Annotated in this window: 21 protein-coding genes; 12 read left to right on the plus strand and 9 right to left on the minus strand. The window is 69.5% G+C overall.

Annotation, left to right across the window (positions count from 1 at the left end):
* The first annotated feature begins 37 nt into the window (after nt 1-37).
* The 6 genes from atpA (at nt 38) to ABD333_RS16355 (ending at nt 6,682) form a co-directional block, all read left to right on the plus strand.
* Nucleotides 38-1,678, plus strand: a complete 1,641-nt coding sequence (gene atpA, locus ABD333_RS16330; protein WP_344541765.1) for a F0F1 ATP synthase subunit alpha — start codon at nt 38-40, stop codon at nt 1,676-1,678.
* A 6-nt stretch (nt 1,679-1,684) separates the two neighbouring features.
* A complete protein-coding gene (locus ABD333_RS16335) occupies nt 1,685-2,581 on the plus strand; it encodes a F0F1 ATP synthase subunit gamma (protein ID WP_344541766.1) in 897 nt (298 codons plus the stop codon).
* A 3-nt stretch (nt 2,582-2,584) separates the two neighbouring features.
* Nucleotides 2,585-4,015, plus strand: coding sequence for a F0F1 ATP synthase subunit beta (gene atpD / locus ABD333_RS16340; RefSeq protein WP_344541767.1), 1,431 nt, complete (start codon nt 2,585-2,587; stop codon nt 4,013-4,015).
* 122 nt (nt 4,016-4,137) lie between these two features.
* The gene (locus tag ABD333_RS16345; RefSeq protein WP_344541768.1) at nt 4,138-4,524 is read left to right on the plus strand and encodes a F0F1 ATP synthase subunit epsilon; all 387 of its coding nucleotides are present in this window, start codon (nt 4,138-4,140) and stop codon (nt 4,522-4,524) included.
* 18 nt (nt 4,525-4,542) lie between these two features.
* Entirely contained in the window at nt 4,543-5,007 is a 465-nt protein-coding gene (locus tag ABD333_RS16350) for a DUF2550 domain-containing protein (protein ID WP_344541769.1), read from the plus strand.
* A gap of 148 nt (nt 5,008-5,155) precedes the next feature.
* Nucleotides 5,156-6,682, plus strand: coding sequence for a M28 family peptidase (locus ABD333_RS16355; RefSeq protein ID WP_344541770.1), 1,527 nt, complete (start codon nt 5,156-5,158; stop codon nt 6,680-6,682).
* A 142-nt stretch (nt 6,683-6,824) separates the two neighbouring features.
* On the opposite strand, the gene ABD333_RS16360 is transcribed toward ABD333_RS16355, so the two are convergent.
* Nucleotides 6,825-7,643: a DUF4097 family beta strand repeat-containing protein gene (locus tag ABD333_RS16360; protein ID WP_344541772.1), complete on the minus strand. Its 819-nt coding sequence runs from the start codon at nt 7,641-7,643 to the stop codon at nt 6,825-6,827.
* A gap of 114 nt (nt 7,644-7,757) precedes the next feature.
* Complete coding sequence (locus ABD333_RS16365) at nt 7,758-8,366, minus strand: cob(I)yrinic acid a,c-diamide adenosyltransferase (protein ID WP_344541774.1); 609 nt, start codon at nt 8,364-8,366, stop codon at nt 7,758-7,760.
* 86 nt (nt 8,367-8,452) lie between these two features.
* Here ABD333_RS16365 and ABD333_RS16370 point away from each other — a divergent pair, with 86 nt between their 5' ends.
* Nucleotides 8,453-10,030, plus strand: a complete 1,578-nt coding sequence (locus ABD333_RS16370; protein ID WP_344541776.1) for a GMC family oxidoreductase — start codon at nt 8,453-8,455, stop codon at nt 10,028-10,030.
* 157 nt (nt 10,031-10,187) lie between these two features.
* Here ABD333_RS16370 and ABD333_RS16375 read toward each other — a convergent pair whose 3' ends face one another.
* Together ABD333_RS16375 and ABD333_RS16380 are read right to left on the minus strand one after the other, a co-directional pair.
* Complete coding sequence (locus ABD333_RS16375; RefSeq protein ID WP_344541778.1) at nt 10,188-11,690, minus strand: aldehyde dehydrogenase family protein; 1,503 nt, start codon at nt 11,688-11,690, stop codon at nt 10,188-10,190.
* Between the two features lie 162 nt (nt 11,691-11,852).
* Nucleotides 11,853-12,671: an NAD(P)H-binding protein gene (locus ABD333_RS16380; protein WP_344541779.1), complete on the minus strand. Its 819-nt coding sequence runs from the start codon at nt 12,669-12,671 to the stop codon at nt 11,853-11,855.
* Between the two features lie 102 nt (nt 12,672-12,773).
* Here ABD333_RS16380 and ABD333_RS16385 point away from each other — a divergent pair, with 102 nt between their 5' ends.
* Nucleotides 12,774-13,400 carry a TetR family transcriptional regulator gene (locus ABD333_RS16385; RefSeq protein WP_344541780.1) on the plus strand — a complete coding sequence of 209 codons (627 nt, stop codon included), beginning with the start codon at nt 12,774-12,776 and terminating at the stop codon, nt 13,398-13,400.
* 497 nt (nt 13,401-13,897) lie between these two features.
* Here the strand turns inward: ABD333_RS16385 and ABD333_RS16390 are convergent, their stop codons facing one another.
* From ABD333_RS16390 to nucS, 4 genes are all read right to left on the minus strand, one after another.
* Entirely contained in the window at nt 13,898-14,716 is an 819-nt protein-coding gene (locus ABD333_RS16390; protein WP_344541782.1) for a site-2 protease family protein, read from the minus strand.
* Between the two features lie 130 nt (nt 14,717-14,846).
* Nucleotides 14,847-15,431 carry a TetR/AcrR family transcriptional regulator gene (locus ABD333_RS16395; RefSeq protein WP_344541785.1) on the minus strand — a complete coding sequence of 195 codons (585 nt, stop codon included), beginning with the start codon at nt 15,429-15,431 and terminating at the stop codon, nt 14,847-14,849.
* Nucleotides 15,432-15,457: 26 nt separating this feature from the next.
* Nucleotides 15,458-15,856 carry a DUF3224 domain-containing protein gene (locus tag ABD333_RS16400; protein WP_344541787.1) on the minus strand — a complete coding sequence of 133 codons (399 nt, stop codon included), beginning with the start codon at nt 15,854-15,856 and terminating at the stop codon, nt 15,458-15,460.
* 37 nt (nt 15,857-15,893) lie between these two features.
* Nucleotides 15,894-16,574: an endonuclease NucS gene (nucS, locus tag ABD333_RS16405; RefSeq protein WP_344541789.1), complete on the minus strand. Its 681-nt coding sequence runs from the start codon at nt 16,572-16,574 to the stop codon at nt 15,894-15,896.
* A gap of 69 nt (nt 16,575-16,643) precedes the next feature.
* Here nucS and ABD333_RS16410 point away from each other — a divergent pair, with 69 nt between their 5' ends.
* Complete coding sequence (locus ABD333_RS16410; RefSeq protein WP_410555707.1) at nt 16,644-17,123, plus strand: GNAT family N-acetyltransferase; 480 nt, start codon at nt 16,644-16,646, stop codon at nt 17,121-17,123.
* 30 nt (nt 17,124-17,153) lie between these two features.
* Here ABD333_RS16410 and ABD333_RS16415 read toward each other — a convergent pair whose 3' ends face one another.
* Complete coding sequence (locus tag ABD333_RS16415; protein ID WP_344541793.1) at nt 17,154-17,522, minus strand: hypothetical protein; 369 nt, start codon at nt 17,520-17,522, stop codon at nt 17,154-17,156.
* Nucleotides 17,523-17,787: 265 nt separating this feature from the next.
* Here ABD333_RS16415 and ABD333_RS16420 point away from each other — a divergent pair, with 265 nt between their 5' ends.
* From ABD333_RS16420 to ABD333_RS16430, 3 genes are all read left to right on the plus strand, one after another.
* A complete protein-coding gene (locus ABD333_RS16420; protein WP_344541795.1) occupies nt 17,788-18,471 on the plus strand; it encodes a TetR/AcrR family transcriptional regulator in 684 nt (227 codons plus the stop codon).
* Between the two features lie 138 nt (nt 18,472-18,609).
* Nucleotides 18,610-19,605, plus strand: a complete 996-nt coding sequence (locus tag ABD333_RS16425) for a DUF1702 family protein (protein ID WP_344541797.1) — start codon at nt 18,610-18,612, stop codon at nt 19,603-19,605.
* A 333-nt stretch (nt 19,606-19,938) separates the two neighbouring features.
* Entirely contained in the window at nt 19,939-20,910 is a 972-nt protein-coding gene (locus ABD333_RS16430) for a DUF1702 family protein (RefSeq protein WP_344541799.1), read from the plus strand.

Here is a 20,910-nt window from a genome sequence, read left to right on the forward strand (position 1 = left end):
CAGCTGAGCTGACCCCTAAGGGAGCAAGAGAGGAATCATGGCGGAGCTGACGATCCGTCCGGATGAGATCCGGACCGCGCTGGAGCGCTTCGTCCAGTCGTACGAGCCTGAGGCCGCCGCGCGCGAAGAGGTCGGCACCGTTGTCGATTCCGGCGACGGTATCGCCCACGTGGAGGGCCTGCCCTCGGCGATGGCCAACGAGCTCCTCGAATTCGAGGACGGCACCCGTGGCCTGGCTCTGAACCTGGACGCCCGTGAGATCGGTGCCGTTGTCCTGGGTGACTTCAGCAAGATCGAGGAGGGCCAGAAGGTCCGCCGCACCGGTGAGGTCCTGTCGACCCCGGTCGGCGACGGCTTCCTCGGTCGCGTCGTGGACGCGCTGGGCAACCCGATCGACGGCAAGGGCGCGGTCGAGTCGACCGAGCGGCGCGCGCTGGAGCTGCAGGCTCCCTCCGTCGTGCAGCGCCAGTCGGTCAAGGAGCCGCTGCAGACCGGCATCAAGGCCATCGACTCGATGACGCCGATCGGCCGGGGCCAGCGGCAGCTGATCATTGGTGACCGGCAGACCGGCAAGACCACGGTCTGCGTCGACACCATCATCAACCAGAAGGAAGCCTGGCTCTCCGGCGACGAGAGCAAGCAGGTCCGCTGCATCTACGTCGCGATCGGCCAGAAGGGCTCCACGATCGCCAACGTGCGCCGCACCCTCGAAGAGGCCGGTGCGCTGGAGTACACCACGATCGTGGCGGCGCCCGCCTCCGAGCCCGCGGGCTACAAGTACATCGCTGCCTACACCGGGTCGGCGATCGGCCAGCACTGGATGTACCAGGGCAAGCACGTCCTGATCGTCTTCGACGACCTGTCGAAGCAGGCCGACGCCTACCGCGCCGTGTCGCTGCTGCTGCGCCGCCCGCCGGGCCGTGAGGCCTACCCGGGTGACGTCTTCTACCTGCACTCGCGGCTCCTGGAGCGTTGCGCGAAGCTCTCGGACGACTTGGGCGCCGGTTCGATGACGGGTCTGCCGATCATCGAGACCAAGGGCAACGACGTGTCGGCGTTCATCCCGACCAACGTCATCTCCATCACCGACGGTCAGTGCTTCCTGGAGACCGACCTGTTCAACCAGGGCGTCCGCCCGGCGATCAACGTCGGTATCTCGGTCTCCCGGGTCGGTGGCTCCGCGCAGGTCAAGGCGATGCGGAAGGTCGCCGGTACGCTGCGCCTGGCGCTGTCCCAGTACCGTGACCTGGAGGCCTTCGCCGCCTTCGCGTCCGACCTGGACGCCGCCTCCCGCGCCCAGCTGGACCGCGGTGCCCGCCTGGTCGAGCTGCTCAAGCAGCCGCAGGGCTCGCCCTACCCGGTCGAGAAGCAGGTCGTGTCGGTGTGGGCCGGTACGACCGGCGAGCTCGACGACGTGCCGGTCGAGGACGTGCGCCGCTTCGAGGCCGAGTTCCTCGACTACATCGAGCGCAACCACGGTGGTCTGCTCACCTCGATCCGCGAGTCGGGCCAGCTCGACGACGACGGCCTGACCACCTTGAAGGACGCCGTCACGGAGTTCAAGAAGGGCTTCGAGACCAGCGCGGGCGACCTTCTGGTCGAGGACGAGTCGATCGAGGCCCTCGACGGCGAGGACGTCGAGCAGGAGAAGATCACCCGCGTCACCAAGAAGGCCTGATCGGCGATGGCTGCACAACTTCGCCAGCTCCGGCAGCAGATCAGGTCGGTGAAGTCGACCGCGAAGATCACCCGGGCTCAGGAGATGATCGCGACCTCGCGCATCGTCAAGGCCCAGAACGCGGTGGCGGCCTCCAAGCCGTACGCCGACCAGATCACGCAGGCGATCACCGCCCTGGTCAGCCACCATGTCAGCATCGACCACCCGCTGCTCAAGGAGCAGCCGGAGGACAAGCGGTCCGCCGTGCTCATCGTCACGAGCGACCGCGGGTTCTGCGGCGGCTACAACGCCAACGTCATCCGCGAGGCGGAGTCGCTGATCAAGGCACTGCGCGAGCAGGGCAAGCAGCCCCTGCCGTACCTGGTCGGCAACAAGGCCCTGACCTGGTACCGGTTCCGCGACCGTGACATCGAGGCCGACTGGACGGGCTTCAGTGACCGTCCGGCGTTCGGCGACGCGGAGCGGATCGGGCAGCGGCTGGCGGCCGACTTCCTCAAGACCGACGCCGAGGGCGGCGTGGGTGAGATCCACGTGGTCTACACCGAGTTCATCTCGATGCTGACCCAGCAGGTTCAGGTCCGGCGCCTGCTCCCGCTCGACATCGAGGAGACCGCCACCGAGCAGGTCCCCCCGGCGTACGAGTTCGAGCCGACCGCCGAGACCGTGCTGGACCAGCTGTTGCCGGCCTATGTCGAGAGCCGCATCTACCACATGCTGCTCCAGTCGGCCGCGTCCGAGCACGCCTCGCGCCGCCGGGCGATGAAGTCGGCGACCGACAATGCCAACGAACTGATCGGGGTCTACACGCGCCAGATGAACCAGGCGCGGCAGGCGGCGATCACCCAGGAAATCAGCGAGATCGTCGGTGGCGCTGACGCGCTCGCCGATTCTGGCGGGGAGTAAGTAATGACTGCACAGGTAGAAACGGCGACCGCCACCGGGCGCGTCGTCCGGATCATCGGCCCGGTCGTCGACGTGGAGTTCCCCGCCGACGCCATCCCGGGCATCTACAACGCGCTCAAGACCGAGGTCACGCTCGGCGACGACACCAAGACCCTGACATTCGAGGTCGCCCAGGACCTCGGTGACAACATGGTCCGGGCCATCTCCATGCAGCCGACCGACGGTCTGGTGCGCGGCGCGGCCGTCAGCGACACCGGCGGCCCGATCTCGGTGCCGGTCGGCGACGTGACCAAGGGCCACGTGTGGAACGCGCTCGGCGAGACCCTGGACGTGCCCACGGCCTCCCTGGAGATCAACGAGCGCTGGGGCATCCACCGCAAGGCGCCGGCGTTCGACCAGCTGGAGTCGCGGACCGAGATGCTGGAGACCGGCATCAAGGTCATCGACCTGCTGTCCCCGTACGTCAAGGGCGGCAAGATCGGTCTGTTCGGTGGCGCGGGTGTGGGCAAGACCGTCCTCATCCAGGAGATGATCCGGCGCGTCGCCCGTAACTTCGGTGGCACCTCCTGCTTCGCCGGCGTCGGCGAGCGGACCCGTGAGGGCAACGACCTCTGGGTCGAGATGGAGGAGGCGGACGTCCTCAAGGACACCGCCCTGGTCTTCGGCCAGATGGACGAGCCCCCGGGCACCCGCCTGCGGGTCGCGCTGTCCGCGCTGACCATGGCGGAGTACTTCCGGGACGTCCAGGGCCAGGATGTGATGTTGTTCATCGACAACATCTTCCGTTTCACCCAGGCCGGTTCCGAGGTCTCCACCCTGCTGGGCCGCATGCCCTCCGCGGTGGGTTACCAGCCCACCCTGGCCGACGAGATGGGCGTGCTCCAGGAGCGCATCACCTCGACCAAGGGTCACTCGATCACCTCGATGCAGGCGATCTACGTGCCCGCGGACGACATCACCGACCCGGCGCCGCACACCACGTTCGCGCACCTCGACGCGACCACGGTGCTCTCGCGTGCCATCTCCGAGAAGGGCATCTTCCCGGCGGTGGACCCGCTCGACTCCACCTCCCGGATCATGGACCCGCAGATCCTCGGCACCGAGCACTACTCGGTCGCCCAGGAGGTCCGGCGGATCCTGCAGAAGTACAAGGAACTGCAGGACATCATCGCGATCCTCGGTATCGACGAGCTCTCCGAAGAGGACAAGGTCACCGTCAACCGGGCGCGGCGCATCGAGCGTTTCCTCTCGCACCCGATGTACGTGGCCGAGCAGTTCACCGGCCAGCCCGGTGTGACCGTTCCCAAGGACGAGACCGTCGCCTCCTTCAAGGCGATCGCCGAGGGCAAGTACGACCACATCCCGGAGCAGGCGTTCTTCATGTGCGGCGGCATCGAGGATGTCGAGAAGAAGGCCAAGGAGCTGGAGAAGTAGTCCGCTCCGGTGGGCCGGGCCCGGCTCGTACGGGCCCGGCCCACCGGATCAGGCGGAGCCCCCGCGCGGGGTCGCGGGGCCGCCCCCGCTATGATCCGCTCCAGTATTCGGAGGATTGACACGTGGCAACCCTGAAGGTCGGCCTGGTCTCACCGGAGCGTGAGATCTGGTCCGGCGAGGCCAAGATGGTGGTCGCTCAGACCGTCGAGGGCCAGCTCGGCATCATGCCGGGTCACGCCCCGGTGCTGGGCGTCCTGCTCGATGGCAGCGTGGTGAAGGTCGAGCCCGCCGACGGCGGTGAGTGGATCAGCGCCATGGTCGGCACCGGCTTCTTCTCGATCGCCGGCGACGAGGTGTCGGTCCTGGCCGAGCACGCCGAGCTGGGCACCGAGGTCGACGTCGCCGCCGCCCGTCAGGACCTCGAGACCGCCCTCGCGGGCGGGGAAGAGGACACTACGGCGGAACGGCGGGCCCGGGCGCGGCTGCGCGCGGCGGGCCACGAGGCGTAGCCGAGAACGGCGGGGGACTTGGGCGGGCACCTGGCACTGGACGTGGGCGGGGTGCTCGCCGCCGTCGTTCTGCTGGTGGCGCTGCTGTTCGCCGCGATGACGGTGCGGCGATGGCTGTTCGTGCGCGGCGGCGGCGCCGTGGAATGCAGCCTGCGCGTGCTCGCGCAGGGCGGCGGCTATGGCGTCTGGCGGCTCGGGATCGGCCGCTACAAGGGCGATGTGCTCAACTGGCACCGGGTCTTCGGATTCCGGCGCAGGCCCCGGCAGGTGATTCACCGCCGGGGCCTTGTCGTAGCCGGGCGCCGTACGCCCGAGGGGGAGGAGGCCGCGGGCCTGCTCCCGGACGTGACGGTCATCGAGGTGCGGGACGGTGACCTGACCGTGGAACTGGCGATGAGCGGTTCCGCGCTGACCGGCTTTCTCGCGTGGCTTGAGGCCGCGCCTCCCGGCTTCCCGGTCGATCTTCCGCAACACGAACCGTGACCGCGATCTAACCATCGGTCCGTATTTCACCTTTTATCTGCATTGAGATAAAATTGTCATATCGTTCGCTCTTGTGGCGCGTGTGATTCTTGTGGCGAAATGACAAGATCACCGTAACCCCCCGCTATTCCCCCCACAGGAGCGGATATTGCGTAAGTTCGCCACAGGCGCGGCGGCCATCCTCGCCGTGTCCCTGGTCACCGCACCGGCGGCCGAGGCTGCCGCCAAGCCGAAGCCGAAGCCCGACCTGGCCAAGCTGGTGACGGTCAACGCCATGAAGCGGCACCTGGTCAACCTCAAGAAGATCTCCGACTACAACGGCGGCAACCGCAAGTCGGGTCTGGCCGGGTACGACATCTCGGTGAAGTACGTCGTCAACGAGCTCAAGAAGGCCGGCCTCAAGCCGAAGACCCAGAGCGTTCCTTTCTGGGTCTTCAAGCAGAACGGTCCCGGCGCCTTCGAGCAGGTCGCCCCGGGCAAGGTCGCCTACAAGGCCGACAGCGAGTACGGCACCTGGGAGTACTCCGGCGCGGGTGACGTGACCGCGAACGTCTTCCCCGTCGACCTCGGCGGCGACCAGGGCCCGGCCGGCCACAGCGGCTGCGAGGCGTCCGACTTCGCCGGCATGCAGAAGGGCGACATCGCCCTGATCCGCCGCGGCACCTGCGCGTTCGTCGACAAGGTCGACCTCGCGGTGGCCGCCGGCGCCAGCGCCGTGGTCATCTACCAGCGCCAGGGCCCGGACGTGCCGGTCGACACGCCCGCCGTCTTCGGCCTGGACAAGCCGGCTCCGGTCCCGGTCATCGGCACCACGTACAAGATCGGTACCGAGCTCCGCGCCCCGGCCGACGCCAAGACGCTCAAGCTGCGCGTCAAGACCGACGTGACCAACACGCCCAAGCCGGTCCAGAACGTGATCGTCGAGAGCAAGTGGGGCAACCCCAATAACGTGGTCGTCGTCGGCGCGCACCTCGACAGCGTCGCCGAGGGTCCGGGCATCAACGACAACGGCACCGGCTCGGCCGCCATCCTGACCATGGCCCAGAACATCAACAAGCTGGGCAAGAAGAACCTGAGGAACAAGGTCCGCTTCGCCTGGTGGGCCGCCGAGGAGTCCGGCCTGGTCGGCGCCCGCCACTACGTCGAGACCCTGACCAAGGCGCAGAAGTCGAAGATCGCGCTCAACCTGAACTTCGACATGCTCGGCTCGCCCAACTTCGCGCGCTTCGTCTACGACGGTGACGACTCGATGGGCTCCGGCACCAACCCGCCCGCCGGTTCGGGCGCCATCGAGAAGACCTTCGTCGACTACTTCAAGAAGCGCGGCCTGAAGTCCGAGCCGACCGCCTTCGACGGCCGTTCCGACTACGGCCCGTTCATCGAGGTCGGCATCCCGGCCGGCGGCCTGTTCAGCGGCGCCGAGGTCCTCAAGACCGCGCAGCAGGTCACGTGGTACGGCGGCGTCGCGGGCCAGGCCTTCGACCCGTGCTACCACGCCAAGTGCGACAACATGAAGAACATCGACTGGACGGGCTTCGACCAGTTCGCCGACGCGGCCGCGTTCGCGACCCAGAAGTTCGCCTTCAGCACCCTGCCGGTGAACGGCCAGGCCCGCGCGGCGAGGGCCGCCGCGGCCCGGTCGTTCGACTGGCAGGGCGGCCGCCAGGTCCGCTGACCCGGCCCGGCCACCCGGAAACACCACCGCGGCGTGCCGCCCTTCCGGACTTCCCGGGAGGACGGCACGCCGCGTGCCGTTGGCAGCCGACCCAAGGCGGATGCGACCACGTCCGGCTGGCCTTGCCCCGGCAAGCCGGTGGTCAGGCGGGGCGGACGCGGATGGTGCCGTCGCCTGTGGTGACCTTGATGGTGCGGCTGGCCTGGCTGTTGTCGGCCAGCGGCGGGACGATGTGGCGGCCGCCGGTGTCGCTGGACAGGCTGATCTTGTAGGGCTCGGTGGCCGGGACCGACAGCTCCACGCTTCCGGTGTCGGTACGGGCGTCGACGTCGGTCGGCGGGGTGGTGAGCCGCACCCGGATGGAGCCGTCGCCCGTGCTCGCCACGAGCCGGTCGGCGCGCAGCTCGGCGGCGGAGATCGATCCGGTGTCGGTGCGGAGCTCGGTGTGGGCGGCCTGGCCTGACACCTTGATGCCGCCGTCGCCCGTCTTGGCGACCAGGGACGTGGTCTGGACGTTGTCGGCGGTGATCGAGCCGGTGTCGGTGGAGAGGCGGACCGTTCCGCGCAGGCCGGCGACCTTGAGGGCGCCGTCGTCGTTGCGCAGGTCGAGGGCCATGCCGCGCGGCACCTGGATGCGGTACGAGATGCCGCAGCTGCTGACGCCGATCACATTGCCCTCGCAGCGGGAGCGCAGCCTGAGCGTGCCGCCCTCGGTGACGTGCTCGGGCTTGGGCTTGCGGTGCTCGCTCGACCACGTCAGCCGCTCCACCACCTTCACGCCCGGCGAGTCGGACCCGACGACCTCCACGTCGCCGTCGTCGCTGTCCACCTTGAGCGTGGTGACCGCGCCGGTGACCGTGTAGGACCGCTCCTCGTGATGCTTGGTGCCGTCCAGATCGATGCTGCAACCGCTCAGCACCACCGCCCCGGCCAGTACCGCCGTACCCGTCAGGGTCTTCACGTCATCTCCCGCCGCTCTCCGGACTCCCCGTACCTCCCAAAGCTTCGCCTGTGGAGCGGGACCCGGCCAGGAGGCAGCCGGGAATCTTCGTGGTGGGGTTAGCCCCACCCTGGCTCAGCGCTCGCCGCCGGGCTTCCAGAGGACGTCGCCGTGCCCGGCGTTGGCGACGCGGCACAGGATGAAGAGCAGGTCAGAGAGCCGGTTGAGGTAACGCGCGGTGAGCGGGTTGACGCCGCCCTCGGCCGGTGCCGCGCCGTGGGCCTCGATCGCCGCCCAGGCGGAACGTTCGGCCCGCCGGGCCACGGTGCGCGCGACGTGCAGCAGGGCCGCACCGGGGGTGCCGCCGGGGAGGATGAAGCTGCGCAACGGCTTCAGGTCGGCGTTGTGCTCGTCGCAGGCGGCTTCGAGGAGGTCGACGTACGAGTCGTCCACGCGCAGCGGCGGGTAGGCGGGCTCCGCGGTGAACGGGGCGCACAGGTCGGCACCGACGTCGAAGAGGTCGTTCTGGATCCGGGTGAGGAGCGTGACGAGCGGCTCCGGCAGGGAACCGAGGGCGAGCGCGGTGCCGACGGCGGCGTTCGCCTCCTCGACGTCGGCGTAGGCCGCCAGGCGGGGGTCGGTCTTGCTCGTACGGGACGCGTCGCCGAGAGCGGTCGTGCCGTCGTCGCCGGTACGGGTGTAGATGCGGGACAGCACGACTGGGGTCTCCCTGTTCTTCGTCATGAACGCCACCCTACGACGGACATGTTCAGAACATTGTTCGGTAGGGTTTGTCTACTTTCGGCTGGCATGACACTGCGGAGGCGGCCGTGTACGACTACATCATCGTGGGTGCCGGCAGCGCGGGCTGTGTGCTCGCCGCCCGGCTGAGCGAGGACCCCGGTACCAGGGTGCTGCTGCTGGAGGCCGGCCCGCCCGACGACGCCCCAGAGATCCACATCCCGGCCGCGGTCGCCTCGTTGATCAAGGGCCCGTACGACTGGAACTACGACACCGTCCCGCAGGAGCACGCGGCTGGCCGCACGGTCTACTGGCCGCGCGGCCGTACGCTCGGCGGCAGCTCGTCCACCAACGCGATGATCTACATTCGCGGGCACCGGTACGACTACGACACCTGGCGCGACTCGTACGGCTGCGAGGGCTGGGGCTTCGACCAGCTGCTGCCGTACTTCCGGCGTGCGGAGGACCAGCAGCGCGGCGAGTCCGAATTCCACGGCGTCGGCGGTCCGCTGCGGGTCGAGGACCTGCGCTACAAGCACCCGCTCAGCCAGGCGTGGGTGCGGTCGGCCAAGGCGTACGGCCTGGCCGCCAACAACGACTTCAACGGCGCCGACCAGGACGGCGTCGGTTTCTACCAGGTCACCCACAAGCGCGGGAAGCGCTGGTCGACGGCGGTCGGCTACCTGCGCCCGGCGTTGGCGCGGCCCAACCTGACGGTGGTGACGGACGCGCTCGCGACCCGCGTGCTGATCGAGAACGGCCGTGCCACCGGCGTCGTGTACGAGGTCCGCGGCGAGACGGTCGAGGCGCGTGCCGAGGGTGAGGTCGTGCTCTCCGGCGGCGCGATCAACAGCCCGCAGCTGCTCATGCTGTCGGGCGTCGGCCCGGCCGACCAGCTGCGTGAGCACGGCATCGAGGTGCTGGTCGACGCGCCGGTGGGCCAGGGACTGCAGGACCACCCGTTCGTGAACGTCATGTTCGCGACGCCGCGGCACAAGGTGCTGTGGGAGCTCGCCAACGCCCGCAGCTTCGCGCTCTACCAGGCCCTCGGCCGCGGCCCGTACACCTCGAACGTCGCGGAGTCGGGCGGCTTCGTCCGCACCGTCGAGGGCCTGCCCGCCCCCGACCTGCAGTACCACGTGCTGCCGACGCCGTTCGTCCGGCAGGGCCTGGTCGAGTCCACCGAGCGGGCCTTCTCGGTCCTCGTCACCGCCATCGCCGTCGCCAGCCGCGGCGCACTGACGCTCCGTTCCGCCAGCCCGTACGCCAAGCCGCTGATCGACCCGGCCTATCTCGCCGACAAGGCGGACCTGGACATCCTGGTCGCGGGCGTTCGCCAGGCCCGCGAGATCGCCGCGACCGGCCCGCTGGCCGGGGTGGTCGGAGGCGAGTGGACGCCGGGCGAGCAGGCCGGTGACGACGCCTCGCTCCAGGAGTTCGTCCGCAGGGAGTGCGCCACCCTCTTCCACCCGACCAGCACCTGCGCGATGGGCGGCGGCGATGACGCCGTGTGCGACCCCGAGCTCCGGGTGCGCGGTGTCGAGGGCCTGCGCGTCGTCGACGCCTCGGTCATGCCGACCGTGCCGCGTGGCAACACCAACGCCCCCACCATCGCCATCGCCGAACGTGCCGCCGACCTCATCCGGGGCCGCTCCCCGCTCGCCTGAACCCGGGCGAGCCGGACGGGCCCGGGCGGGTGGCCGCGCCGGTGCCGGCGCTCAACGGCACCGGCGCGACCATGGAGGTGCCCCGTGTGTCCCCTCAATATCCGACGAGGGACATCATGCTGCACGCAGAGTTGCAGAAAGGTTGCAACCCGTGGTGTCAGCGCTTGTAGCGCTTGCCGTGCATCATGGTGATCAGCTGGAGGATCCGCGCCATCTCCTTCTCGGTGCGCGAGAACGAGGTGAGGTTGCCCGGGGCGGCGAAGCGCTGGCGGGTGATGGCCTTGGGCCTGGTGAACTCGCGGAGCCCGTCGGCGCCGTGGATGCGGCCGAAGCCCGACTCGCCGACGCCGCCGAAGGGCAGCGCGGCGACCTGGGCGAACGCGGCGAAGGCGTTGATGGACGTCATCCCCGAACGCATCCGGCGGGCGATGTCCATCGCGCGCGCCTTGTTGCCCGAGAAGATCGTGCCGGCCAGGCCGTAGCTGCTGCGGTTGGCCTTCTCCAGCGCCTCTTCGAGGTCCTTGACCCGGTGCACGGTGATCGTGGGACCGAAGGTCTCCTCGCAGACCGCCGCGGAGTCGTCCGGGACGTCGGTGAGGACGACGGGCTCGACGTAGGGCTTGCGGACCGAGGCGGCGCCGCCGACGACGGCCGTGCCGCCCTTGTCGAGGGCGTCCTTGATGTGCCGTTCGATGATGTCCAGCTGGCCGGGCATCGTGATCGGGCCGTAGGCGGCCTCACGGTCGAAGCCGGGCCGCAGGTCCTTGGCCTTCTCGGTGAGCTTGCCGAGGAACGCGTCGTAGGCCGAGTCGACGACGTAGATGCGCTCGACGCCGATGCAGGTCTGGCCCGCGTTGGACATGGCGCCCCAGAGCGCGGCGTCCGCGGCGGCCTCCAGGTCGGCGTCGGCGTCCACGATGCAGGCGTCCTTGCCGCCGCACTCGGCGACCATGGGGGTGAGGTTCTGCGCGCAGGCCGCCATGACGCGCTTGGCGGTACGGGCCGAGCCGGTAAAGGCGATCTTGTTGACGCCCGGGTGGGAGGCGAGCGCGTTGCCGGTCGGGCCGAGGCCGGTGATGGTCTGGAACACCGGGCGCTCGGGCACCACGGCCGCGAAGATCTCGGCCAGCAGGACGCCGACGCCGGGGGTGAACTCCGACGGCTTGAAGACCACCGCGTTGCCGGCCGCGAGCGCGTACGCGATGGAGCCCATCGGGGTGAAGATCGGGTAGTTCCACGGGCCGATGACGCCGACCACGCCGAGCGGCTGGTACTCCAGCACGCACTTCTGGTTGATCGCGGCCACGCCCGGGAAGACGCCCCGCGGGCCGAGCACCTTCTGGGCGTTGCGGGCCGCCCAGTCCAGATGCGTGATCGCCATGATGGTCTCAAGCTGGGCGTCCTGCACCGGCTTGCCGGTCTCCTGGTGGATGAGCTCGGCCATCCGGGTCAGGTTGCGGGTGAGGGAGCCCTTGAAGTTGAGCAGCCGGAGCCGCCGTTCCTTCCAGCCGAGGGCCCCCCACCATTCGGCCGCGTCGCGGGCCTGCTCGACGGCCTCGGCGACCGCCTTCTCGTCATGGACCGGATGTGGCGCGACGACCTCGCCGGTCGCCGGGTTCAGCGACTCGAAGCTCGTGCTGCTCTCCGTGGCGACGGACATGGTGAACCTCCCGGGAAGGGGCCGACTCGGCGAGCTCGGTAAGTATCCGCTTGCAGGGATACCGGCTAGTAAAGCACTTTATGCCCGCTGCCGGGGAGGGGGCGGCCCGGGTGGCGCGAGGCCCGCCAGATCGGTGGCCGGCGGGCCGCTCACGGCCGTGGATCAGCTGAAGTCAGAGGCGTGCTCGGCCGCCCACTCGGCGAACGTGCGCGCCCGGCGGCCCGTGATGCGCTCGAACTCCGGATACACCTCCGCCGGCGTGTCCTCGGCGCTCGCGTACATCCGCAGCACCGTGTCAGCGAAGGGCCCGGGCATGCCGTTGCCGACCATCGCCTCGCGGGCCGCCTCGGGGGTGACCTCCTCGTAGCCGACGGGCCTGCCGATGGCCTCGCCGATGATCCGGGCCTGGTCGGCATGGGTGAGCGACTCGGGGCCGCTGAGCACCGGCTTGGTGCCGACGAGGTCGTCGCTGAGGAACGCCCGGGCGGCCGCCGCCGCGATGTCGCGTTCGTGCATCGGCGTCATGTGCGCGCGGGCGTACGGGCCGCGCACCACGCCGCTTTCGCGGATCTGCCCTGCCCAGTCGAGCGTGTTGGCGGCGAACGCGCCCGGGCGCAGGAACGTCCACTCAAGACCGGACGCCTCGATCTCACGTTCGGCCTCCAGGTGGTGCCGGGAGATCAGGTTGGCCGGGTCTTCGTCCAGGCACGCCATCGCCGACAACATCACCACGCGGCGGACACCTCGCGCCTTGGCCTTGGCGAGCAGTTCGCCAGGGCCGTTCGAGGACGTCGCCGGGTTGAAGAAGACCGCCTCGACGTCGTCCATGGGGGCGTCGTCGGCGCGGACCACTTCGGCGCCGCTCGGCAGCCGGGCGCTTGCGGGGTCGCGGCTGAGTGCCCGAACCTTCCGGCCCGCGGTCAGCAGCTCGGTGACGAGGTGCCGGCCGACGTTCCCGGTGGCACCGGTGATCAGGATCATGTGCGTCTCCTTCAGATCGACCCAGCCAGCTTCAACCAAACGGATGAAGTTGTCAAACAACCAGATGGATGAGACTGTTACCCGGCCGGGTACGATGACGCCATGAAGGAGACGACGAGGTGCCCGCGGCGTGCGCCCGAACCGGGGGAGCGCAAGCTGGACGCCGAGCGCTCCCGGAGACTGCTGCTGGACGCGGCTCTGGACGAGTTCTCCGCCAAGGGCTACGCGGGAGCCCGGGTGCAGGACATCGCCGACCGGGCCGGGGTCAACAAGCAGCTGATCAACTACTACTTCGGTGGCAAGGAGGGCCTCTACGGCGAGCTGATCCGGCTTTGGCAGGAGAAGGAGGCCGAATTCAAGGCGACCGAGCTGGCACTGGACGAGCTGCTGGCGCACTACCTGCGGCCGGTCATGGAGGATCCGCGTGCGTCGCGCCTCCAAGCCTGGCGCACCCTCACCGGGGACATCGCCGACCTGCCCGACCCGTGCACCGAGGACCTCTCCGACCTGGAACGCCGGCAGGAGACCGGGGAACTGGCCCCGGACCTGGATCCGGCCACCGTCATGCTGGTCCTGCGTGCGGCGGTCGCCGCACCGGCCGTGATGGGGCCCACCGTCCGCAGGATCTTCGGCCTGGACCCGGACTCACCCGAGTTCAAGGAACGCTACTGCGAGCAGCTCCGCCGCCTCGTCCGCCGCCTGGCGGCCGCCCCCGAGCCCGAGCCCTGAGTCTCTACGCGGGCAGCTCGACGGTGACGACCGTGCCGCCCTCCGTACCGCCGGAGACCGTCACCGTGCCGTTGTGGCGGGCGGCGCGGCGGCGCAGCGCCTCCGCCACCGGGACTGTCGAGCGCGACGGGCGGCCGGGCCGCGATCAGCGCCCGCGCCTCGGCGAGGTTCTCGCGCGCCGTCCGGATCGCGGGCCTGAAGACCGTTTCCCGTGCCGGGCCGGCCGGACCGAGCCGTCGCCCGCGGTCTGCAGCAACATCAGGATCGCGAGGAGCCCTGCGCGAGCGTGTCGTGGATCTCGGCGGCGAGCCGGTCGCGTTCGGCGGCGACCCCGGCGGCGTGCGACAGCCGTGCCACCTCGGCCTGGCCGGCCTCCAGCCGCTCGAGCGGGCCGTTCCCTCCTCCTCGGCCTGGATGGGCTTCCGCGCGACCAGGTAGTAGAGCGGGAGGATCATGGCGAGCAGGGCGGCGGTGCGCGGAGGGGACGTCATGGCCGCCTAGCTCCGCCAGAACTGGAAGAGGTAGTGCCCCAGCTGGATCGGGATCTGGTCGAACTCCAGCGACACCCGGAACGGGAACTCGCCGAGCCCGAGCGCGTCCGTGACGTGGTAGATCACGTCGAAGAACGCCTCGTTGATCGGCCCGATCCACAGCAGCGCGATCAGGCCGAGGAAGACGTAGCCGCCGTAGGCGTTGGCCTGGTCGACCCAGCGGCGCGGCAGGTAGGGCTCGATGATCCCGAACCCGTCCAGGCCCGGGATCGGGAGCAGGTTGAGGATGGCCGCGGTGACCTGGAGGAACGCCAGGAAGGCCACGGCCGACCAGAACACCCCGTGTTCCTTGTCGGCGAAGTTCTTGAAGACGACCGCCAGCATGATCGCGAACAGTGCGTTGGACAGCGGGCCCGCGGCCGAGATCAGGCTGTGCCTGATCTTGCCCGGGATCACGTGCCGGTCGATCCACACCGCGCCGCCCGGCAGGCCGATGCCGCCGAGCAGGATGAACAGCACCGGGATCAGGAAGCTCAGCGTGACGTCGGCGTACTTGGTCGGGTTGAGCGTCAGATAGCCGCGCGTTGCCACGCTGTGGTCACCCGACCGGTAGGCCAGGTAGGCGTGGCCGAACTCGTGCACGCACAGGGTCAGCACCCAGGCGGCGATGACGAAACCGAACACCGACAGCCGTGCCGGGCGGTCCATGATGTTGCCGTACCGCCACGTCATCAGCCCGAACAGGACCGTCGCCGCCACGATCGCGAGGAACACCGGGCTCGGGGCGACCGCGGAACGCCCCCGCTTCTGGTGTACCGATCCCATGCTGGTCCTCTCGTCCTTGCCGTGCCGAAGTGCTCGATCTTGACGCTACCTGGTTGGCGTCCCCAGACCTGACCGACCACCTTCAACGGGCCCCACCGGCTACCTTCGCCTGCGCTTTGTATGGGCCGTATCAAGGTCCCACGATGACGGGTACCACGTACGTCCTCAGGAAGCGGCGGGTGTCGTCGGCCGGGCGGTCGCGGTCCATGACGATCAGCGAGGTGATGATCCGGAAGAGGAACTCCACCGTGCCCTCCACCTCGATGTCCGGCCGCAGCCGCCGTTCCCGCTGGGCGAGGTCGAAGTACGGCCGTACATAGTCGCAGCACAGGTTGAGCACGTGCTCGGCCGCGCGGGCCACCACCGCCTGCATGTGCCCCGCGGCCTCCGGTACCAGGAACTGCGCCACCGTGGGCTGGTCGCGGACGAACGCGACGGCGTCCATGGTGCCCTCCACGATCGCGTCCGGTACCGCCTTCTCGTGCCGCAGCCGTTCGCTCAGCCCGTCGAGGAACCGGCCGAGATCCCGCAGCACCACGGCGAGGATGAGCTCGTCGCGCCCGCCCGTGACGCTCCGGTAGACGGTCGCCCGCGACAGCCCGGCCGCGGCGGCGATGTCCTCGACCGTGGTCTTGGCCACACCGAAGCGCCCGAAGCACTCCTCTGCCGCGTCGATGATCCGCTCGCGCGTGGTGTCGGTGGTCGCCGGAGGCATGCCTGAAGATTATCCGGCGCCTCCGGTCAGTCGAGCGAGTAGTCCAGCGCCCAGGAGTGCCCGCCGTCCGGAGCCACCTCGATGGTGCCGCCGCCGCGGATGCCGGTGAGCTCGCCGGTGCCGGACGTCGGCACGATCTCCCAGCGCATCCACTGGCCGTCCGCGCCGCCGCCCGCGCTGTGCTGGAGGACGAAGGTGCCCTCGCGGCCGTGCAGGATCGCCCGCACGGTCTCCAGGCCCACGTACGCGGCGGGACCGGCGGGGGTCTCCACGGTGAGGAGCTCGGTCGTGCTGGTGCCCACCATGTCGCCGTGGTAGGTCTTGCCGACCTGTACGCGCGACAGCTTGGTGCCGTTCTCCTCGTCGTACGGCTTCTCCGCGTCCCAGGTGTCGATATCGAACGTGCCACCGGCGTGAAGGGTCATGAACGTCATTTTGCCGGACGGGAGGCCGGCGATGGGATCAGAAGAGCGTGCCCTCGTGCTCGATTCCGCGCAGCGCGTCGTAGTCGAGGGTCACGCAGTCGATGCCCCGGTCGGTCGCCAGCACCCGCGCCTGCGGCTTGATCTCCTGTGCGGCGAAGATGCCCCGGACCGGTGCCAGATGCGGGTCGCGGTTGAGCAGCTCCAGATAGCGGGTCAGCTGCTCGACACCGTCGATCTCGCCGCGCCGTTTGATCTCGACCGCGACCGTGGCGCTGCCCGCGTCGCGGCACAGGATGTCGACAGGCCCGATCGCGGTCGGGTACTCCCGCCGGATCAGCGTCCAGCCGTCGCCGAGCGTGGTGATGTGCTCGGCCAGCAGCTCCTGGAGGTGTGCCTCCACCCCGTCCTTCTGCAGCCCCGGGTCGAGGCCGAGCTCGTGGCTGGAGTCGTGCTGGATCTCCTCGATGGTGAGGATCAGCCGTTCTCCCGACTTGGTGTGCGTGACGGTCCAGCGCGCGATCGCGCCGTTGTCGTCGTAGGGCTCCTCACGCAGCGAGCACGGCGGGTTCATCCAGTTGAGGGGCTTGAAGGCGCGGTCGTCGGCGTGGATGCTCACGCTTCCGTCGGCCTTGATCAGGATCAGCCTGAGCGCCATCGGCAGATGGGCGGTCAGCTTTCCGGCATAGTCCACACTGCAGCGGGCGATAACGAGGCGCACGGTGCACCACCTTAGTGAGCCCGGCGGGAACGCGTCCCCCACCCTCCGGACTCCGCAACAATGATCAGCGTGACCGAGATCCGCATCGCGCGCCGGGAGGACGACGCGGCGCTGGCCGACCTTGACCGCCGCACCTGGTCGCCCCTCCACAACGTGCTGCCGGAGCCCCCGCCGGGCAGGCCGTTCTTCGATGTCGCGCATCCGCCGGGGCAGCACCTGGTGGCCGAACGCGGCGGCCGGGTGGTCGGCTACGTCCGCCTCGTCCAGCCCGTTCCCGAGCCCTGCGGCGACCATGTGCGCCAGATCCAGGGCCTCGCCGTCGACACCGCCGAACGCGGCGCGGGGGTCGGCCGCGCGCTGATCGAGGCGGCCTGCGCCGAGGCCGCGCGCCAGGGCGCCCGGCGCGTCACGCTGCGGGTCCTCGGCTGGAACAGCCCGGCCCAGCGTCTCTACGAACGGGCCGGATTCAAGATCGAGGGTGTGCTCCGCGAGGAGTTCCACCTGGACGGCCAGTACGTGGACGACGTCCTCATGGCGCGCTCGCTCTGACACCGGAGACCTCAGGCCGGTCCTGAGAGATCAGGTCTCTTCCGGAAGGATCTCTGTCAGACCGGTGAGGAGCAGGAGGAAGCGAAGCTTGGCGCTCGGTTCGTGCAGCGTGAGGTGGTGGCCGAGGCGCTTGGCGGTCAGCGCGAGCCTGGTCAGCAGCTCGATGGTCGTGAAGTCGGCGGCCAGCCCCGACACGTCGCAGAGAATCCTGCCGTCGCCGCTGCCGTCGCCGCCGCCCACGCCTCGTTCTCCCGCGGTCAGCGTGTCGTGCAGCCGCCGGCAGAGATCGGGAACGTTGTTCTTGACGATCGGCGGGTTGAGCGTGACGACCACCGAATCGGCCCCCCTGGTCACCTGGAGCGGTGAGCGAAACTGATCCGAGGCCGGTTCCTCGCTCATCTGGTGACTCCCTCTGATGACTGAGTCAAGCCTCGCAGTCTCGTCGCGCCGAGACAACACGGCCCCTGCTCGGCGGCCTGGTGTGGCCATTCCGAAGAGGCACGATGGTCAGGGAATTCCGGCCACAATGAAACCGCCTCCCGTAATTGTGGCACCCTCAGCATGACCCAACCCTGCCGGGCCCGTCTTATCGGAAAGTGCTTTGCCTCGGCGTGGCCGATATGAGGGTGGGGCACCCGCAGGCCGATCGCCGTAACATGTTCGTATGAGCCCACGTCCGCTGGATCCGCGCATTCGCATAAAGATCATCGATATCGCGGCCCGGCTTCTCACCAACGAGGGGCCGCAGTCGTTGACCACGCGACGGATCGCGGCCGAGGTGGACAGCTCGACCATGGTCGTCTACACCCACTTCGGGTCGCTGGCCGAGTTGGTGCGGGAGATGGTGCACGAGGGATTCGCGCGGCTGCAGACCCACCTCACCCATGTGCGGCAGACCGACGATCCGGTGGCCGACATGGCGCTCCTAGGGCGGGCCTACCGGCACAACGCGCTGGCCAACTCCCATCTCTACGGCGTCATGTTCGGTGGCTCGACGCTGGGCGGGTTCTCACTGACCGAGGACGACCGGCAGTACGGCCGTTACACGCTGAGCAACGTCATCGAATGCGCCCGCCGCTGCGCCGAGGCCGGCAGGTTCCGTGCCGACGACCCCGAGCTCGTCGCCCACCAGATGTGGAGCGCCATCCACGGGCTCATCACGCTTGAGCTGGGCGACTACCTGATCGCTCCCTATGACGCCGAACGGTGCTTCGACGCCCAGCTCGTGGGCCTGATGGTCGGCGCCGGTGACGCACTGGACGCCGCGACGGCCTCCGTCGCGGCGTCCTCTCGCCGCTACGCCGGCGAGGTCTTCGCGGTGCGGACTCCCGCCGAGGCGACGGGCTGAGGCACCGGCGCCGGCGCCCTGGAAAGAACGGGGCATTGTGCGCTGAACGCGCCGCACGTCGCATTTGAGAAGATGTCGCCAGGTCACGTGCGTGTGACGATGGGCACCGTCGGCCGACCCGATCGATCAGGAGACGCGATGCCCACCGTCCTCGGTTCCCTGCGCAGCCTGGTGATGACGCCGGCCTTGGCCGAGGTGACCTTCGAGAAGCGCCGGTTCCCGGCGGCCGACCCGGTGGCGGCGCGGCATCTGGAGGCCATTCCGCAGGCCGTGATCTGCGGCTTCGAATGGGGCATCGGGGCCCGCGACCAGTGGGAGCTCGAACGCCGCCTCTCCTTCGTCGAACCGGAACTGCGCGGCTTCGCCTATGAGGGCGCGACCATGGCCGCTACGATCCGTGACGTGATGCCCGGCGGGGGCACCCGGCGGACGCGCGAGCTGCTTGAGGGACCCGGGCGGCCCCATATCTTCCTGGCCTACATCGGCATCGGATTCGCCATGGCACGGCTGCCGCGCGTGTTGTGGAAGCGGGTCCTGCCCGACCTGTCCGGCGTGCCCTACCACCCCACGATGTCGTGGCTCGCGGTCGACGGCTACGCGTTCGACCGTGCCTATTTCGACACGCGCCGGTACGTCGACCGCCAGGAGACGCTCCCGGCGTACGCCTGGCAGGGATCGGCGGACTATTTCCCGCGCGCGGCGGACCAGGGCATCGGGCGGGCGCTGTGGTTCATCTGCGGTGCCCAGGTCACGGCGGTCGCGGCCGCGGTCCGGCGCTTCGCGTCGCCCCGCCACGCCGACCTGTGGAGCGGCGTGGGGCTGGCCGCCACCTTCGCCGGCGGCTGCGGCCCCGGGGACTACACCGCGCTGCGCCGCGAGGCCGGGGAGTTCGCGCCCGAACTGGTCCAGGGCGCGGTCTTCGCGATCAAGGCACGCGAGCACGCGGGTCACATGCCGCCGCGCACCGTCGCCGCCGCCGAGGCGCTCACGGGGCTGTCGGTTCCGGCCGCGGTCGCGCTGGCCGACGACACCGAGGTGGCGGGCGCTACGGACGCCGCCGTCCCCGCCTACGAGTTGTGGCGCCGTAATGTCCAGGCCCATTTCGTCGCCGCCACGGACCATTCCAACGCCTGATCGGTACTGCGATTCACGCGGTCGACCGCGATTGTCGGCGGCGGGCGTTCGCGAGCGTGCGCAAAGATGCGGAGCTCTGCTCGGGCTCCGCATTTTCATTTGATCGGCCGCGGTGTGCGGCGGCTGGCTGAGCAATGCTGAAGTAGACGGCGCACTCGGGTGTCGGCTTAGAGTTGGTTCCGGTGAATTGATCGGCCAATTGATGCCCTCGGCCGATCGTCGCAATGCAACGCATGTGCGTGTACCGGCGTGCGGACAAGTGGAAGATCGGGCCTTTCTTCCCAGGCGCGAAACCAGGCCGAAAGGGCAATGGCTCACTGATTGGAGAGCACGTTGGTCAACGCATTGAGAACGCTGCAGCGTCGCATTGTCACCCCGGACGACTCGGCCACCAGCCTTGAGACGCGAGGCTTCTACGTCAAGGACTCGACCGCCCAGGAACTCCTGGAGACCATCGGCCGGATGTTTCTGGTCGGCTACGCCCACGCGGTGCAGGAGCCCACGCCCGCGGCGGCGGCGGAGCGTCTCGACCAGGTCCCGGTGCGGTTCCGCGGCTTCGCCTACGAGGGCGCCGCGATGGCATACACGGTCGTCGGGGCCATGCCGTTCACCGGGGCGCGCCGGCTCGACACGTTCCTGGCCGGGCCGGGACGCCCCCACGCCTACATGGCCTACATCGGGGTCGGCTGGGCCATGGCCAAGCTGCCACGGTTCCTGTGGCCCAAGTTCGACCACGATCCTCTGCTCCAGTGGTTCGTCCTCGACGGATACGGCTTCCACCAGGCCTACTTCAAGACCGAGAAGTACGTGCACGGCCAATACCGTGACCCGGCGTTCCCCTGGCCCGGCGGTCCGCACCAGTGGTACGCGCCCCAAGCGATGGACCAGGGGATCGGCCGCGCCATCTGGTTCGTCGGCGGGACCGACGCCGACGTGGTCACCGACCTGATCGGCAAGTTCCCCGCGGCCCGGCGGCCCGACCTCTACGCCGGCGCCGGCCTGGCGGCGACCTATGCCGGTGGAGCCGGCGAGGACGAGCTGCTCCGGTTCTGGAAGGCCGCCGGAGACTGCCGTCCGCAGGTCGCCCAGGGTTCGGCGTTCGCGGCGGAGGCGCGCCGGATGGCCGGCCTCGCGACGCCGCACACCGGGATCGCCACAGAGGTGTTCTGCGGTCTGCCCCCCGAGCGGGCGGCGGATGTCTGCGTTCAGACCCGGCCGGACGGGCCGGACACAGGTGAGCTCCCTGCCCACGAGGTGTGGCGCAGGCGCATCGCCGACGAGTTCGTGTCGCTCGGGAGGAGCTGA

Origin of the sequence: Actinomadura fulvescens, from assembly GCF_039533225.1 — a bacterium.
GTDB lineage: Bacteria > Actinomycetota > Actinomycetes > Streptosporangiales > Streptosporangiaceae > Spirillospora > Spirillospora fulvescens.